The sequence below is a fragment of the Pseudomonas sp. Marseille-Q5299 genome, from assembly GCF_943737035.1.
Lineage (GTDB): Bacteria > Pseudomonadota > Gammaproteobacteria > Pseudomonadales > Pseudomonadaceae > Aquipseudomonas > Aquipseudomonas putida_E.
The window spans coordinates 801,121-815,989 of record NZ_CALSFR010000002.1 but is presented as its reverse complement, the minus strand read 5'-3'; the positions used below and the strand labels follow the sequence as shown (position 1 = coordinate 815,989).

The 14,869-nt window shown below is 63.5% G+C and carries 12 protein-coding genes; 9 read left to right on the top strand and 3 right to left on the bottom strand.

Annotation, left to right across the window (positions count from 1 at the left end):
• The first annotated feature begins 35 nt into the window (after positions 1 to 35).
• The 3 genes from NGJ21_RS08180 (at position 36) to NGJ21_RS08170 (ending at position 4,018) form a co-directional block, all read left to right on the top strand.
• Positions 36 to 533, top strand: coding sequence for an RNA polymerase sigma factor (locus NGJ21_RS08180; protein WP_223255085.1), 498 nt, complete (start codon positions 36 to 38; stop codon positions 531 to 533).
• Positions 530 to 1,510, top strand: coding sequence for a FecR family protein (locus NGJ21_RS08175; RefSeq protein WP_125923849.1), 981 nt, complete (start codon positions 530 to 532; stop codon positions 1,508 to 1,510). The genes NGJ21_RS08180 and NGJ21_RS08175 overlap by 4 nt, the downstream gene beginning before the upstream one ends.
• A 117-nt stretch (positions 1,511 to 1,627) precedes the next feature.
• Positions 1,628 to 4,018 carry a TonB-dependent siderophore receptor gene (locus NGJ21_RS08170; protein ID WP_115273597.1) on the top strand — a complete coding sequence of 797 codons (2,391 nt, stop codon included), beginning with the start codon at positions 1,628 to 1,630 and terminating at the stop codon, positions 4,016 to 4,018.
• Here the strand turns inward: NGJ21_RS08170 and NGJ21_RS08165 are convergent.
• Complete coding sequence (locus NGJ21_RS08165; RefSeq protein WP_046784794.1) at positions 4,015 to 4,890, bottom strand: AraC family transcriptional regulator; 876 nt, start codon at positions 4,888 to 4,890, stop codon at positions 4,015 to 4,017. The genes NGJ21_RS08170 and NGJ21_RS08165 overlap by 4 nt on opposite strands.
• Positions 4,891 to 5,107: 217 nt before the next feature.
• On the opposite strand from NGJ21_RS08165, the gene NGJ21_RS08160 reads away from it, so the two are divergent.
• From NGJ21_RS08160 to NGJ21_RS08145, 4 genes are all read left to right on the top strand, one after another.
• Positions 5,108 to 6,004 (top strand): DMT family transporter, encoded by an 897-nt coding sequence (locus NGJ21_RS08160; protein WP_204919776.1) that lies wholly within the window; start codon positions 5,108 to 5,110, stop codon positions 6,002 to 6,004.
• A gap of 89 nt (positions 6,005 to 6,093) precedes the next feature.
• Positions 6,094 to 7,614, top strand: a complete 1,521-nt coding sequence (locus NGJ21_RS08155; RefSeq protein ID WP_251962002.1) for a glucosyltransferase domain-containing protein — start codon at positions 6,094 to 6,096, stop codon at positions 7,612 to 7,614.
• Positions 7,608 to 7,979 (top strand): GtrA family protein, encoded by a 372-nt coding sequence (locus tag NGJ21_RS08150; protein ID WP_115273600.1) that lies wholly within the window; start codon positions 7,608 to 7,610, stop codon positions 7,977 to 7,979. The genes NGJ21_RS08155 and NGJ21_RS08150 overlap by 7 nt, the downstream gene beginning before the upstream one ends.
• Positions 7,976 to 8,914, top strand: a complete 939-nt coding sequence (locus tag NGJ21_RS08145; protein WP_251962001.1) for a glycosyltransferase family 2 protein — start codon at positions 7,976 to 7,978, stop codon at positions 8,912 to 8,914. The genes NGJ21_RS08150 and NGJ21_RS08145 overlap by 4 nt, the downstream gene beginning before the upstream one ends.
• A 40-nt stretch (positions 8,915 to 8,954) precedes the next feature.
• Here NGJ21_RS08145 and NGJ21_RS08140 read toward each other — a convergent pair whose 3' ends face one another.
• A complete protein-coding gene (locus NGJ21_RS08140) occupies positions 8,955 to 9,929 on the bottom strand; it encodes a 2-hydroxyacid dehydrogenase (RefSeq protein ID WP_251962000.1) in 975 nt (324 codons plus the stop codon).
• Positions 9,930 to 10,037: 108 nt separating this feature from the next.
• Complete coding sequence (locus NGJ21_RS08135) at positions 10,038 to 10,985, bottom strand: LysR family transcriptional regulator (protein ID WP_046784800.1); 948 nt, start codon at positions 10,983 to 10,985, stop codon at positions 10,038 to 10,040.
• Positions 10,986 to 11,163: 178 nt separating this feature from the next.
• Here NGJ21_RS08135 and NGJ21_RS08130 point away from each other — a divergent pair, with 178 nt between their 5' ends.
• Positions 11,164 to 12,693, top strand: coding sequence for an efflux transporter outer membrane subunit (locus NGJ21_RS08130; protein WP_251961999.1), 1,530 nt, complete (start codon positions 11,164 to 11,166; stop codon positions 12,691 to 12,693).
• Complete coding sequence (locus tag NGJ21_RS08125; RefSeq protein WP_251961998.1) at positions 12,690 to 14,867, top strand: FUSC family protein; 2,178 nt, start codon at positions 12,690 to 12,692, stop codon at positions 14,865 to 14,867. Before NGJ21_RS08130 ends, NGJ21_RS08125 begins: the two co-directional genes overlap by 4 nt.
• Positions 14,868 to 14,869 lie beyond the last annotated feature (2 nt).

Here is a 14,869-nt window from a genome sequence, read left to right as displayed (position 1 = left end):
GCGACAGCACGCGCGCACGTTTCGTCCAGGTCTTCATGGCCCAGCGCGCACGCATGGAAGCCCTGGTCAGCCGTCGGGTAGGCTGCCGCGCCACTGCATCGGACCTGGTGCAGGAGCTGTTCTTGCGCTTCTGGCGGCGCCCCGAGGTCAAGGTCGAGGCGCTGGATACCTACCTGCTGCGCTGCGCCGGCAACCTGGCCATCGACCATCTGCGCAGCGAAGGCAGCCGCGAACGCATCGCCGAAGCTTCGCTGCAACTGGATGAGTGCTCGGCCCAGGCACCGGAGCAGGCCCTTGAGGTAGACCATGACCTGCAGCGCATCGAAGCGGCACTGCGCGCCCTGCCCGAGCGCACCCGGCAGATCTTTTTGCTCAACCGCATACACGGCTGCAAGTACGGCGAAATCGCCAAGGCCATGCAGCTGTCCCAGAGCGCCGTGGAAAAGCATATGATGCGCGCCCTCCAAGCGTGCAAGGCCAGTGTTGCCGAACCCGCGACCCCGATGCGCAGGCCAGGGAGCGCCCGTCGATGAGCCATTCAGACTTGACCACCGCCGACCCGTCGCACGCTGCACTGCATTGGCTGGCCAGGATCAACGAGCAGCCTGAGGTAGCGCACAGTGCGGCGTTCAAGCGCTGGTTGCTGGCCGACCCCAGGCACCGTGAAGCCTATGCCCAGGCCCAGGCGCTGTGGCACAAGAGTGCGGCACCCGCGGCACGCCTGGCCGAGGAAGAACACGCAGACCTGCAACGATACCTGGATGCCATGGCCAAGGCGCCTGCCCCGCCTCGCTGGCGGCGCGCCCGCGCACTGGCCGTAGCGGCCTGCCTGGTGCTTGCCGTGGGCGTTGCCGGGGGCTGGCATCCGGGGTACTGGCTGCAGGACCTGCAGGCCGACTTCAGCAGCACAGACGCCATTCGCCAGGTGACGCTGGCTGACCAGTCGCAGGTGACGCTGGATGCGGGCAGTGCCATTGCTGTCGATTTCCAGCAGGGGCAGCGCCATGTGCGGCTGTTGCATGGTGCTGCATTCTTCAAGGTCACGCACACCGGTGACCCGTTTGTAGTAAAGGCGGCGGGGGGGCAGGTGCGGGTGCTGGGCACCGAGTTCGAAGTGCGCGAGCAGGCCGAGGGGGCACAGGTCACGGTGCGCAACGGTCGGGTGGCGGTCACGCCGGCTCAGGGGCAGGCCGCCCGTGAGCTGACGGCCAACCAGCAACTGGCCTATGCCAGAGGCCGGGCCGGTGAGACGGCGAGTGTGGACAGCGACAGCCGTCTGGCCTGGCGCCAGGGCTGGGTCAATTACTACCAGGTGCCATTGGCGCAGGTGGTCGAGGACCTGGGGCGCTATTACCCGGGGCGGATCGTGCTGCTCGACGGCGAGTTGGGGCAGCGCAAGGTCAGCGGCAGTTTCCCGGTGCGCGAGCCACTGGCGGCACTGGATTCGCTGGGCAAGGTGATGGGGTTCTCGCGGCAGACGGTTTTCGGCCGGTTGACCGTTATCCGTTAAGCGGCGGCACTGGAAAAATAATTTTCAAAAGCGGATGAGGTAACAGGACGTGACATCCGTGTAATGAGTGGAAGTGCGATTCATTCGCAGTCATCACCCTCTCACAGGTCAGCGTCCATGAAGTTCACCCACCGTTGCGTCCCTCTCTGGCTAGGTTTCTCTGCGCTTTCGGCCTTGGCTGCTGCCCCTTGTGTCCTTGCCGCCGAGCAGCTTGAACTGCACCGGTTCGCCCAGCCGAGCCAGCCCTTGCCCCAGGCGCTCAATGCCTTCAGCCGCGCCACCGGCCAGAGCGTGGTCTACACCTTGGAACTGCCTGCCGTGCAGGCACCGGCCCTGCAGGGTACGTTCAGTGCCGAACAGGCGCTGCAGCGATTGCTGGGCAACGCTGGCCTGACGTGGCGCCGGGTCGATGCCCGCACCCTGACGCTTGAACCGGTGGACACCTCCGGTGCGCTCAACCTGCAGGCCACCACGGTGACCTCGCAGATGGACACCTACAGCTACCAGCCGCCGGCCAGCGCCTCTATCATGCGTGGCCAAGGCCCGTCCCAGGACATCCCCCAAGCCATCAACGTGGTCCCTGCCCAGGTCATCCGCGACCAGGCCCCGCGCAACCTGGATGACGCCCTGGCCAATGTCAGCGGCATCACCCAGGGCAACAATTTCGGTGGCACCTCCGACACGGTGATGAAGCGCGGCTTCGGTGACAACCGCGACGGTTCGATCATGCGCGATGGCATGCCCGTCGTGCAGGGGCGCAGCCTCAATGCGAACACCGAGCGGGTCGAGGTGCTCAAGGGCCCGGCTTCGCTGCTGTATGGCATCCAGGACCCGGGCGGGGTGATCAACGTGGTCAGCAAGCGCCCGCAATTGCAGCAGTACAACGCCCTGACCGTGCGCGGCTCGACCTACGGCAGCGGCAAGAACGGCAGCGGCGGTGGGTTCGACAGCACCGGGGCACTGGGCGACAGCAACTTCGCCTACCGTTTGATCGTCGATCATGAGGACGAGGATTACTGGCGCAACTATGGCGTGCACCGCGAATCGCTGGTGGCGCCGTCGCTGGCCTGGCTGGGCGAGGACACCCAAGTGGTGCTGGCTTATGAGCACCGTGAGTTTCTCTACCCGTTCGACCGGGGCACTGCGTTCGGCAGCAACGGCCACCCGCTGGACATTCCGGCCACGCGCCGCCTGGATGAACCCTTCAACGACATGGAAGGCCGCTCCGACCTGTATCGCCTTGAGGTCGACCACCAGTTGGCCGACGATTGGAAGCTGCACGTGGGCTACAGCTTCAACCGCGAGACTTACGACGCAAGCCAGGTGCGCGTGACCGGCGTCAACGAAGCCAAGGGCACGCTTACGCGCAGCATCGATGGCACCCACAACGCCATGAGCCGCGACCAGTTCGCGACCCTCAGCCTCAATGGCAACGTCGAGCTGGCCGGAATGCAGCATGACCTGCTCATTGGCATTGATCACGAAGACCGCAAGGTCTTTCGCGGCGACCTGATTCGCCAGACCGCTCAGTCCACCTTCAGTTATGTGAACCCGGTCTATGGCCAGGAAGTGGAGGGCAGTACGGTGCGCGCCAGCGACAGCGATCAGACCGACAAGCTGCGCACCGAGGCGCTGTTCCTGCAGGACGCACTGCACCTGGACCAGCACTGGATACTGGTGGCCGGCGCCCGCTTTCAGCAGTACGACCAGTACGCCGGCCGCGGCCGGCCGTTCAAGGCCAATACCGACACCAGCGGCCAGGCCTGGGTACCGCATGCCGGCATCGTCTACAAGGTCGATGAGCAGTTGTCGTTCTATGGCAGTTACAGCGAGTCGTTCAAACCCAACTCCAGCATTGCCCCGCTGACCGGCGGTGTGGTGCTGGATTCGTCGATTGCGCCGGAAGAGGGCAAGTCGTGGGAGCTGGGTGCCAAGCTCGACATGCCTGGCAGCCTGACCGGCACCCTGGCGCTGTTCGACATCACCAAGCGCAACGTGCTGGTCTCCAACTTCGACAGCGGTACCGGCGAGACGGTCTACAGCAATGCGGGCGAGGTCAGTTCAAGGGGGGTGGAGCTTGACCTGACCGGACAGCTCAGTGAGCGTTGGAGCCTGATCGGCAGCTATGCCTTTACCGACGCCAAGGTGACCAAGGACCCGGACCTCGAGGGTAACCGCCTGCAGAACGTGGCCAGGCACAGTGGCTCATTGTCGGCGGTGTACGACTTCGGCAGCCTGTTCGGTGGCGACCGTTTGCGTTTCGGTGCCGGAGCCCGTCATGTCGGCGAGCGCCCGGGCAACTCGACCAACACCTTCGACTTGCCCAGCTACACCGTTGCCGATGCTTTCGCCACGTACGAGACCCGGCTCGACGAGCACAATGTGCGCCTGCAACTGAACGTGAAGAACCTGTTCGACAAGGTTTACTACAGCTCGGCGGTGAACCAGTACTTCGTTGCCATAGGTGATGCGCGCCAGGTGAGCCTGTCGAGTACCTTCGAGTTCTAGTGGCTGAAGGCGGCGCGATAGTCGCCAGGTGTCGCGCCGACTGCCTGGCGAAAGCGGTTGCTGAAATGGCTGGCACTGGCAAACCCGCACAGCAGTGCAATGTCTCCCAATGGCAGCTGGCCCAGGCGCAGCAGTTGGCAGGCCCGATGCAGCCGGCGGGCCAGCAGGTACTGGTGTGGCGGCAAGCCGAAGCTGGTGCGGAACATGCGTGCGAAGTGATACTCGGAGAGGTTGCAACGCACGGCCAACTCACCGAGGGTGATGGGCTGATCCAGGTGTGTCTCGATGTATTCCACCAGTTGCCGGCGCAGGTTCGGTGCCAACCCGCCTTTGAGGCGTAACCCCTGGCGCAGCCCTACCTGGCTGAGCACGGCGTGATCGACAATCTCGTGTGCCAGGCTGCTGGCCAGCAAGCGCTCGCCTGGCTCTTCCCAGGCCAGGCTGATCAACTGGCGAAAACGCACCGACTGCCGTGGGTCGTCGAGAAATGTCGCTTCCTGCAGTTGCATCTCCCGCGGTTCCCGGTCGAGCAGGCGCACGCAGCCCAGGGCGAATTGCACCTCGCTGATGTACAGGTGCGCCAGGCGGATCTGCCCATTGACCACCCAGTTGGACTCGTGGCCGGCCGGCATGATGCACAATTTGTCCGGCGCTCCTTTGTCGGCTGGGCGCTGGCGGCGAAAGGTGCCGGTGCCGTGGGCGATGTAGCACGACAGCGTGTGGTGGCTGGGCGCCTGATAGTCGCGGGCATCGTCACGGTTGCTCCATAGCGCCGCCGCCAGCCCGTCGCCCAGGTGCGCGCTCAGTTCCAGCCTCGCGTGGGGCGAGGCATGCATGGCGTTGAACACGTGCAACTGGGTCAGTGGGGTCATGAGCGTTTCCTCTGTCGCCATCGTACTGCCGATGCGCCGAGGTGGCAGCTCCCTGAATGCTGAAAAGCGCAAGTTTGTGCAAGCGCACTTCACTGGCCGCAGAGAACACTGATGGCCCTGGCGAGGGCTGCGCCCTCGATCGCCGGCAAGCCAGCTCCCACAGGTTGGCCGCATGGTGCCCCCCCGCAATGCATGGTCGTATGCCTAAGGAACCCCCATGAACCTTTCCCTGTACCTGCTCACTGTCCTGATCTGGGGTACCACCTGGATCGCCCTGAAACTGCAATTGGGTGAAGTGGCCATCCCGGTTTCGATCGTCTACCGCTTTGCCTTGGCCGGCCTGATTCTGTTCGCCATCCTGCTGCTCACCCGCCGCCTGCAGCCGATGAATCGGCGCGGTCATCTGCTGTGCCTGGCGCAGGGCGTGTGCCTGTTCTGCGTCAATTTCATGTGTTTCCTCACCGCCAGCCAGTGGATCGCCAGTGGCTTGATCGCCGTGGTGTTTTCCACTGCAACACTGTGGAATGCGCTGAACGCGCGCCTCTTTTTCGGCCAGAGGGTTGCCAGCAACGTACTCGGTGGCGGCGCGCTTGGCCTTTTGGGGTTGGGGCTGCTGTTCTGGCCGGAGCTGTCGCACCATGCGGCAAGCCGTGAAACGCTCTATGGTCTCGGCCTGGCCTTGCTCGGTACGTTGTGCTTTTCGGCAGGCAACATGCTGTCGAGCATGCAGCAGAAAGCTGGCCTCAAGCCCATGACCACCAATGCCTGGGGCATGGTCTATGGCGCCGCGATGCTGGCCGTGTATTGCCTGATCAGCGGTATTCCATTTGCGATGGAGTGGAACACGCGCTATGTCGGCTCGCTGCTGTACCTGGTGATACCGGGTTCAGTGATCGGTTTCACCGCGTACCTGACGTTGGTCGGGCGCATGGGCCCGGAGCGGGCTGCGTATTGCACGGTGCTGTTCCCGCTGGTGGCGCTTAACGTGTCGGCGTTTGCCGAGGGCTATCAATGGACAGCCCCCGCTTTGCTCGGGCTGGTCGCTGTCATGGCGGGTAATGTGTTGGTGTTTCGCAAGCCCAAACCCACGTTGGCAGGTGCTCTGGCACGTTGAGCGCTGCGCAGCAACTGACATAAATGCCAGGTGTTGGCACGCAGTGGCCTGTTTAGACTTGCCCGGGAGCCATTAGCCCGGAAACGTCAATGTCACCATTGCTCCCCTGGAACAAGCGACTGTCGCATCGTCAGGTGCAGCTGCTCTGCCTGTTGGCCTTGGCGGTGCATCTATTGCCGCTGGTGCTTGCCGATTACGCCTATATCGATGATGTGTGGCGCGCCCAGAACGCTGGCCTCACGCCTACCGGCAATGAATCCTGGACAGGGCAGGGGCGCTTCCTGCTCTACCTGATGCATCGCATGCTGGGCTTCTCTGTCGGGGCTGTGAATCTGTTCCCTTTGCCTATTCTGCTGGCTGCCAGCGTGACTGCACTGGCGCTCGCCCGGCTGGTGTCACATTACTTCCCGGCCCCCACGGCGACCTCTGTGCTGGTGGTATTGCCCTTATGGTACAACCCCTTCTTTCTGCAAAACCTGTCGTACCAATACGACGCACCCGGTATGGCGTTGGCGCTGGCTGCATGCGTCTGGGCCATCACGCTGAGTGCCGAGCGCTGGCAGCAGTGCCTGCTGGGCGGCGTGCTGGTGGCATGTGCCGCGAGTTTCTACCAGGTCAGCATCAACGTCTTCGCTGGCTTGTGTTGCCTCGAAATCATGCGTCAGGTGCTCGGCCATGCCGGGTTGCGTCAGGTCTGCCGTCATCTTTTCGGCCGGCTGACACAACTGTTCGGCGGGTGCCTGCTGTACTCGCTCACGGCCCATCAGTTCATAGATGTCCCCCGCACCGCGTTGCTGCCTCTGGATGCCCAGTGGTGGCCTGAGGTGTTGCGGCGCCTGGAAGTTATCTTGGGGCACGTGGCGTTGTTGATCACGCCAGGAACGGCGTGGGTGTTCATCGGCCTTTCGGGGCTGGCGCTTGTGGCGCTGCTGATCGCCTTGCGTGAGGTATTGGTTGATCCACGCCCTGTATGGGAACGGGGGGTGTTGACGGCTGCGCTGCTGCTGCCCATCCCGGCTGTGGCGTTGCTGGTGTACGGCCTGATGATGGTGTTCGCGCATTTTGACGGTCGCGCACGCCTGTTGATGGGGTTCGGCGTGGTCTTGATGATGCTGGCACTGCTGGCCCATCGGCTACTGTCAGGGCTTGGCGGTCGGCTGAGGTGGCTGCTGGCTATTCCTGTGTTGTTCATGTTGTCATTTTCGTTTGCTTACGGCCGAACGCTGATCGTGCAGAAGGAACTGCAACGCATGGTGACGTCTTCGCTCGCCAATGCCATCCAAAGCCGGCCGCAGTTGTACGAGACCAAGCGATTCTATGTTCTCGACATCGGTAGCAGCGCACGTTGGTTGCCTGCAGCCAGCGCCAGTTATGAACAGATGCCAGCGTTGCGTTATGTCCTGAACATCGATTTTCTGCTGTTGCCTGAGATGATGCCGCGCCTCGGGCTGGTCAACTTCACTACAAATCCCCCGCTCGACCGTGAGCAGGTACTTGCGCGCAGCCATGCAGCGGTGGTGAAGAGCACGTTTTTCGACATCCACCTGGTCGACGGTAACGGCTATGTGCTGATGAAAGCACCTGCCCAGAGCGAGGCCTACCGATGGTAACGACCCTGCGTTTCTACCGGTATGGCCTCATCGGTGTTGGAAATACGCTGTTGCACTGGGCGGTTTTCTTCCTGCTGCACCAGGCTGCCGGGCTGAACCAGGCATCGAGCAACTTGCTGGCATTCGCAGTGGCTGTCAGTGCGTCCTATTACCTCAATGCTCGCTTCACGTTCGCCACCGCGCCGAGCAAGCTGCGTTACCTGGCGTTCGTATCGGGCATGGGTTGCCTGAGCCTGAGCATGGGGGCGCTATCGGACCGGGCTGGTTTGTCACCCTGGCTGACCTTGGTAGCTTTTTCAGCCGTCAGCCTGATCATCGGCTACGGCTACTCGCGGACAGTGGTGTTCAAGCGGAGGCAGCCATGAACATTACCTTGGTCGTGCCCCTGTACAACGAGCAGGACACCCTCGAACGGTTCTATCACACGGTGCGTAACGAGCCGTCTTTACAGGGCGTGGTGGTCGAGATCCTGCTGGTCAATGACGGCAGCAATGATGCCAGCGAGGCCATCTGCGCCGAGTTGGCGGCACGGGATGAATGGGTAACCGTCGTCAATTTCTCGCGTAACTTTGGCAAGGAGTCGGCGTTGTTCGCCGGCCTTGAGTACGCCGAGGGCGACGTCGTGGTGCCGATCGATGTCGACTTGCAGGACCCGGTCGAGCTTATCGCGCAGATGATCGATGTGTGGCAGCAAGGGGCGGAGGTCGTTCTGGCAAAGCGCCGTAGCCGTGCCGCTGACACACGGTTCAAACGGTGGAGCGCACGCTTGTACTACCGCCTGCACAACCGCATTGCCTCGACCCGGATCGAGGAGAACGTCGGTGATTTTCGCCTGCTGGACCGCAAAGTGGTAGCCGCCATCCGCCAGTTGCCGGAGCAGCAGTTGTTCATGAAAGGTGTGTTGTCCTGGGTAGGCTTTCGTACCGCCATCGTCGAATACGACCGGCCCGAACGTACGGCGGGCAACAGCAAGTTCAGCTTCTGGCGGCTGTGGAACCTGGCCCTGGATGGCATCACCTCGTTTAGCACTGTGCCTTTGCGGCTATGGAGTTACGTGGGCGGAGGTGTATCGCTGTCGGCTTTTGCCTTTGCGGTGTACATGGTGATCGACAAACTGCTGTTCGGAAACGATGTGCCGGGCTATCCGTCGTTGATGACGGCAGTGCTGTTCCTTGGCGGTGTGCAGTTGATCGGTATCGGAATACTGGGGGAGTACGTAGGGCGGATCTACCAGGAGACCAAACAGCGGCCCCGGTACGTGGTGCGCAAGGTGCTGAGGCGGCGCAGACAACCCACGTGAAGGTTGTCTGCGCAGGCCCCTTGGTGGGACAAACGCGTTATCAGCCCTTCCACACCTGCGGATTCACCAGGTCCTGCGGCCGCTCGCCCAGCAGCGCCGCACGCAGATTGTCCATTGCCCGGTTGGCCATGGCCTCACGGGTTTCGGCGGTGGCCGAGCCGATGTGCGGCAGTGTCAGGGCATTGGGCAATTTGAACAGCGGCGATTCTCTAAGCGGCTCTTTCTCGTAGACATCCAGACCAGCGCCACGAATGGTGCCGTTGTGCAGGGCCTCGACCAGCGCTGCCTCGTCTACCACAGGGCCACGGGCAATGTTGATCAGGAAGGCGCTCGGCTTCATCAGCTTCAGCTCGCGAGCACCGATCAGCTTGCGGGTGGCGTCGGACAGCGGCACCACGATGCAGACGAAATCGGACTCTGCCAGCAGTTGTTCGAGGCTGCGGTATTGCGCCCCCAGTTCCTGCTCCAGCGCCGGTTTGCGGCTGTTGCCGGCATACAGCACCGACATGTTGAAGCCGAAGCGGCCACGGCGGGCGACGGCCGCGCCGATGTTGCCCAGGCCGACGATACCCAGTGTCTTGCCGTACACATCGCTGCCGAAGTGCGCCGGGCCGACGGTGGCTTGCCATTGGCCGGCCTTGGTCCAGGCATCCAGTTCGGCCGTGCGGCGGGCGCAGCCCATGATCAGCGAGAAGCCCAGGTCGGCGGTGCTTTCAGTGAGCACATCGGGGGTATTGGTCAGGGCGATGCCGCGCTCGTTGAAGTAGTCGACGTCGTAGTTGTCGTAGCCCACCGATACGCTGGACACCACTTCCAGTTTGGCTGCCCCCTCGAGCTGCGCGCGGCCGAGCTTGCGACCGGCGCCGATCAGGCCGTGGGCTTGGGGCAAAGCTTCATTGAACTGGACACTGATGTCGCCGAGCTTGGGGTTCGGCACGATCACGTTGAAATCTTGCTGCAGGCGCTCGGCCATGGCCGGGGTGATACGGCTGAAGGCCAGGACGGTCTTTTTCATCGGGCTACTTCCAACGCAAAAGCTACAAGCTACAAGCTACAAGCTTCAAGCCGCAAGAAAAAGCAGCGCGTGCACCAATCTGCTTTTTCTTGCCGCTTGCAGCTGCTTTCAGTTCGCGATCAGCAACTCGTGGGTTTTCAGGTCCGCTTCATGGGCTGCGAGAATCTCTGGCAACGAGTTGCGCAGGTACTCAACCCAGGTCTTGATCTTCGCATCCAGGTACTGGCGCGACGGGTAGATCGCATACAGGTTCAGTTCCTGCAGCCGGTAGTCCGGCATCACCCGCACCAGGCTGCCATCACGCAAACCATCGATGGCCGAGTAGATCGGCAGCACGCCCATGCCCATGCCGCTGCGAATCGCGGTTTTCATCGCGTCGGCCGAGTTGACCTGGAACGGCGAGCTGGTGATGTTGACCAGTTCCTGGCCTTCCGGGCCGTCGAACAACCACTTTTCCAGCGGGATCACCGGGCTGACCATGCGCAGGCAGGCATGCTGCAGCAGGTCGACCGGCTTGTGCGCGAAGCCGTGCCTGGCCACGTACTCGGGCGAGGCGCAGACGATGCTGTAGGTGATGCCCAGGCGCTGCGACACGAAACCTGAGTCCGGCAGCTCGGTGGCCAGCACGATGGACACGTCATAGCCTTCGTCGAGCAGGTCGGGGACGCGGTTGGCCATGGTCAGGTCGAAGGTCACGTCCGGGTGCGACTCGCGGTAGCGGGCGATGGCATCGACCACGAAGTGCTGGCCGACCCCGGTCATCGAATGCACCTTCAATTGCCCGGCAGGCCGGGCATGCGCGTCGCTTGCCTCGGCTTCGGCTTCTTCGACATAGGTGAGGATCTGTTCACAGCGCATCAGGTAACGCTTGCCCGCCTCGGTCAGGGCGATGCGCCGGGTGGTGCGGTTGAGCAGCCGGGTTTGCAGATGGGCTTCCAGATTGGAGACCGCCCGCGACACGTTCGCGGTAGTCGTATCCAGTTGCGCCGCAGCGGCAGTGAAACTGCCAAGCTGGGCTACGCAACTGAAAGCACGCATGTTTTGCAGGGTGTCCATGGGTCACTCTCAAGGTAGAGGGCAAATTGTGTCACGAAGTTAGTTGCATGTGCCTTCGACCAAAGCCGGATTATCGCTGTTTTGGTAACAAAGATTCGCAGGAATCTGCGCTTATCGCCAGTGCGGCCGCCCCCTAGAATTGCCCAGCCCTCCACCTCTTCCTCGGGAAATCGCAGCTGTGCCGCGTCGCATCATCAGAACGCTTCAGGCGTTCAGTGCCTGTGCCCTTAGCCTCACCTTGAGCGGCTGTATCGGAACCTGGGGCATTGCCCCACAAAGCAAGACCCTCCAAGCCAATACCCTGACCACCGATGCGGCCATCCGCGAAGCCGCCAGCGATGCCCGCTGGCCCGACCAGCAGTGGTGGCACGCCTACCGTGATCCACAGCTCGATCGTTGGCTCGACCTGGTTATGGCCGGTAGCCCGACCCTGGCCATGGCCGCAGCGCGGGTGCGCGCAGCCAAGGCCATGGCCGGTGTGGTCGAGTCGGCAGAAAAGCTGCAGGCCAACGGCCAGGCGTCGCTCAAACGCCACAACTGGCCTGAAGACCAGTTCTATGGCCCTGGCGCACTGTCGGGTGCCAACACCTGGGACAACAACGCCGCCATCGGCTTCAGCTATGCCCTGGACCTCTGGGGGCGCGAGCGCAATGCCAGCGAACAGGCCGTGGACCAGGCACACATGAGCGTGGCCGAGGCCCGCCAGGCGCAACTGGAACTGCAGAACAATGTGGTGCGTGCCTACATTCAGCTCAGCCTGCACTTCGCCCAGCGCGACATCGTCAAGGCCCAGCTGGAGCAGCAGGAGCAGATCCTGGCTTTGGCCAAGCGCCGCCTGGACGGCGGTATCGGTACCCATTTTGAGGTCAGCCAGGCCGAAGCACCGTTGCCCGAAACCCACCGTCAGCTGGATAGCCTGGACGAAGAAATCGCCCTTACCCGCAACCAGCTGGCCGCGCTGGCGGGCAAGGGGCCGGGTGAGGGCGCGCAGATCCAGCGCCCCAGCCTGGCCCTCGCCGCCCCTTTGAAACTGCCGTCGGCCCTGCCGGCCGAGCTGGTCGGCCAGCGCCCCGACGTGGTCGCCAGCCGCTGGCAGGTGGCCGCGCAGGCGCGTGGTATCGACGTCGCCCACGCCGGCTTCTTCCCCAACGTCGACCTGGTCGGCAGCCTGGGCTTCATGGCCACCGGTGGCGGGCCGCTGGAATTCCTCACCGGGCGCAAGTTCAACTACAACGTCGGGCCGGCCATCAGCCTGCCGGTCTTCGACGGCGGCCGCTTGCGCTCGCAGCTGGGTGTGGCCTCGGCGGGCTATGACGTGGCCGTGGCGCACTACAACCAGACGGTCATCGGCGCGCTGAAGAACATTTCCGACCAGTTGATCCGCCGTGAGTCGATGAAGGAGCAGGCCCATTTCGCCGCCGAATCCGTGGCCGCTGCACAGAAAACCTACGATATTGCCATGGTCGCCTTCCAGCGCGGCCTGACCGACTACCTCAACGTGCTCAATGCCCAGACCTTGCTGCTGCGTCAGCAGCAGGTGCAACAGCAGGTGCAGGCCGCGCGCCTGATCGCCCATGCCGAGCTGGTGACCGCGCTGGGCGGTGGCCTGCAGGCCGGCAAGGACGTGCCTGAGCAGGAGCGCCAGGCGGTGCCGAAAACCCCAGCCACCCTGGCTGTTTTCGACCGCAAACCGGACCACGCCGAATGAGTACATCGAGCCTGCCCCTGCGCTGGCTGCACAGCCTGCAGTGGCGCCGGGGCTTCTTTGCCTGGGCGCGTACCGACGGGGTGACCTGGGTCTACATCTTCAAGGTGCTGGCCGCTGCGTTCATCACCCTGTGGCTGGCCATGCGCCTGGAGTTGCCGCAGCCGCGCACGGCGATGATCACCGTGTTCATCGTCATGCAGCCGCAGAGCGGCCATGTCTTCGCCAAGAGCTTCTACCGGGTGCTCGGCACTCTGGCTGGCTCGGCGATGATGGTGGCGCTGATCGCCCTGTTCCCGCAGAACACAGAGCTGTTCCTGCCCAGCCTGGCGCTGTGGGTGGGCCTATGTTCAGCGGGCGCCATGCGCTACCGCACCTTGCGCGCCTATGGCTTCGTGCTGGCCGGTTACACCGCTGCCATGATCGGCCTGCCGGTGCTGGAGCACCCTGACCAGGCGTTCATGGCTGCGGTGTGGCGGGTGCTGGAGATTGCCCTGGGCATTCTGGTCTCGACCTTCGTCAGTGCCGCGATCTTGCCGCAATCGGCCAGCGCCGCCATGCGCAATGCGTTGTACCAGCGTTTTGGCGTGTTCGCCGGGGTGGTGGTCGAAGCCTTGCGCGGTGACAGCCAGCGTGACCGTTTCGAAACCAGCAACGTACGGTTCGTCGCCGAGGCGGTCGGCCTGGAAAGCCTGCGCAACGTCACCGCCTTCGAAGACCCGCACATGCGCAGGCGCTCTGGCCGGCTGGTGCGCATGAACAGCGAGTTCATGGCCATTACCACGCGCTTCAACGCCCTGCACCGGTTGCTTGAGCGCTTGCGCGCCCGCGGCCCGCTGCAGATCGTCGGGGCCATCGAGCCGGGCCTGAACACCTTGGTCGAGCTGCTTGAGCCCTATGTAGGGCGTGCGCTGACCGATGCCGATGCACTGCGCCTGACGCTGGAACTGGCGGCCTACAAAGAGGGCCTGCAGGCTCAGGTACGCGGTCTGCGCGCCGAGTACCTGCTGACCGAGCCCAGCGAGTCCGACCTGCTGGATTTCCATACCGCTTTCGAACTGCTCTATCGCTTCGTCGACGAGATGTACAGCTACGCCGAAACCCATGCCTCCCTGGCAGCGCACACGCACGCGCGCGAGCAGTGGGACGAGCCTTACGTGGCCCGGACCAGCTGGCTGGTGTCGCTGGCCGCTGGCGTGCGCGCCTCGGCGGTGCTGTTGCTGCTGGGTAGCTACTGGCTGCTCAGCGACTGGCCCAGCGGGGCCATGATGACCTTGATCGCCACCGTCACCGTGGGCCTGTCGGCGGCTTCGCCGAACCCCAAGCGCATGTCGTTCCAAATGGCCTGCGGCACGGCGATCGGCGCGTTCGTCGGCTTCTTCGAAACCTTCTTCGTGTTCCCCTGGATCGATGGTTTCCCGCTGCTGTGCATGGTCCTGGCGCCGGTGTTCGTGCTCGGCGCGTTCCTGTCTTCGCGGCCGGCTTACGCAGGTTACGGCATAGGCCTGCTGGTGTTCTTCGCCATCGGTTCGGTGCCCAACAACCTGACCGTGTACGACCCTTACACCTTCATCAACGACTACATCGGCATGGTCATCGGCATGTTCGTCTGCGCTGCGGCCGGGGCGATCATCCTGCCGCCCAACAGCCGCTGGTTGTGGAGCCGCCTGGAGCAGGAGCTGCGCGAGCAGGTGCTGTTCGCCATCAGCGGTCGCCTGCGCGGTCTGGGCTCGGCTTTCGAAAGCCGCACCCGTGACCTGTTGCACCAGGCCTATGGCCTGGCTGCCGGCAAGCCGCAGGTCCAAAGCCAGCTGATGGGCTGGATGTTCACCGTGCTGGAAATCGGCCACGCGGTCATCGAGCTGCGCAAGGAGCAGGCCCGCGCACCAATCCACCCGGCGTATGCCGAGTCGCAGCCGTGGCGCCAGGCCATCCGTGTCATGGGCCGCGCCTTGGCACGACTGTTCCTGCAGCCCAGCGCCAGCAACCACGAGCGCGCGCTGGTGGCGGTGGACCACGCCATCAGCCGCGTGCAGGCCACCGACGAACCCTTCGCCCGGCACTTCGACACCTCGGTGTTACGCCGCGCGCAGAGCTACCTGCACTTCATCCGTTCCTCCCTGCTCGACCCACAGTCGCCGTTGGCTACGACGAAAGGATTGCACGATGTTCCGTGAAA

Bases quoted from the DNA above. Each gene is read 5' to 3' on its own strand.
- NGJ21_RS08180 (WP_223255085.1), top strand. From the start codon at position 36: ATGGCCCAGCGCGCACGCATGGAAGCCCTGGTCAGCCGTCGGGTAGGC.
- NGJ21_RS08175 (WP_125923849.1), top strand. From the start codon at position 530: ATGAGCCATTCAGACTTGACCACCGCCGACCCGTCGCACGCTGCACTG.
- NGJ21_RS08170 (WP_115273597.1), top strand. From the start codon at position 1,628: ATGAAGTTCACCCACCGTTGCGTCCCTCTCTGGCTAGGTTTCTCTGCG.
- NGJ21_RS08165 (WP_046784794.1), bottom strand. From the start codon at position 4,890: ATGACCCCACTGACCCAGTTGCACGTGTTCAACGCCATGCATGCCTCG.
- NGJ21_RS08160 (WP_204919776.1), top strand. From the start codon at position 5,108: ATGAACCTTTCCCTGTACCTGCTCACTGTCCTGATCTGGGGTACCACC.
- NGJ21_RS08155 (WP_251962002.1), top strand. From the start codon at position 6,094: ATGTCACCATTGCTCCCCTGGAACAAGCGACTGTCGCATCGTCAGGTG.
- NGJ21_RS08150 (WP_115273600.1), top strand. From the start codon at position 7,608: ATGGTAACGACCCTGCGTTTCTACCGGTATGGCCTCATCGGTGTTGGA.
- NGJ21_RS08145 (WP_251962001.1), top strand. From the start codon at position 7,976: ATGAACATTACCTTGGTCGTGCCCCTGTACAACGAGCAGGACACCCTC.
- NGJ21_RS08140 (WP_251962000.1), bottom strand. From the start codon at position 9,929: ATGAAAAAGACCGTCCTGGCCTTCAGCCGTATCACCCCGGCCATGGCC.
- NGJ21_RS08135 (WP_046784800.1), bottom strand. From the start codon at position 10,985: ATGGACACCCTGCAAAACATGCGTGCTTTCAGTTGCGTAGCCCAGCTT.
- NGJ21_RS08125 (WP_251961998.1), top strand. From the start codon at position 12,690: ATGAGTACATCGAGCCTGCCCCTGCGCTGGCTGCACAGCCTGCAGTGG.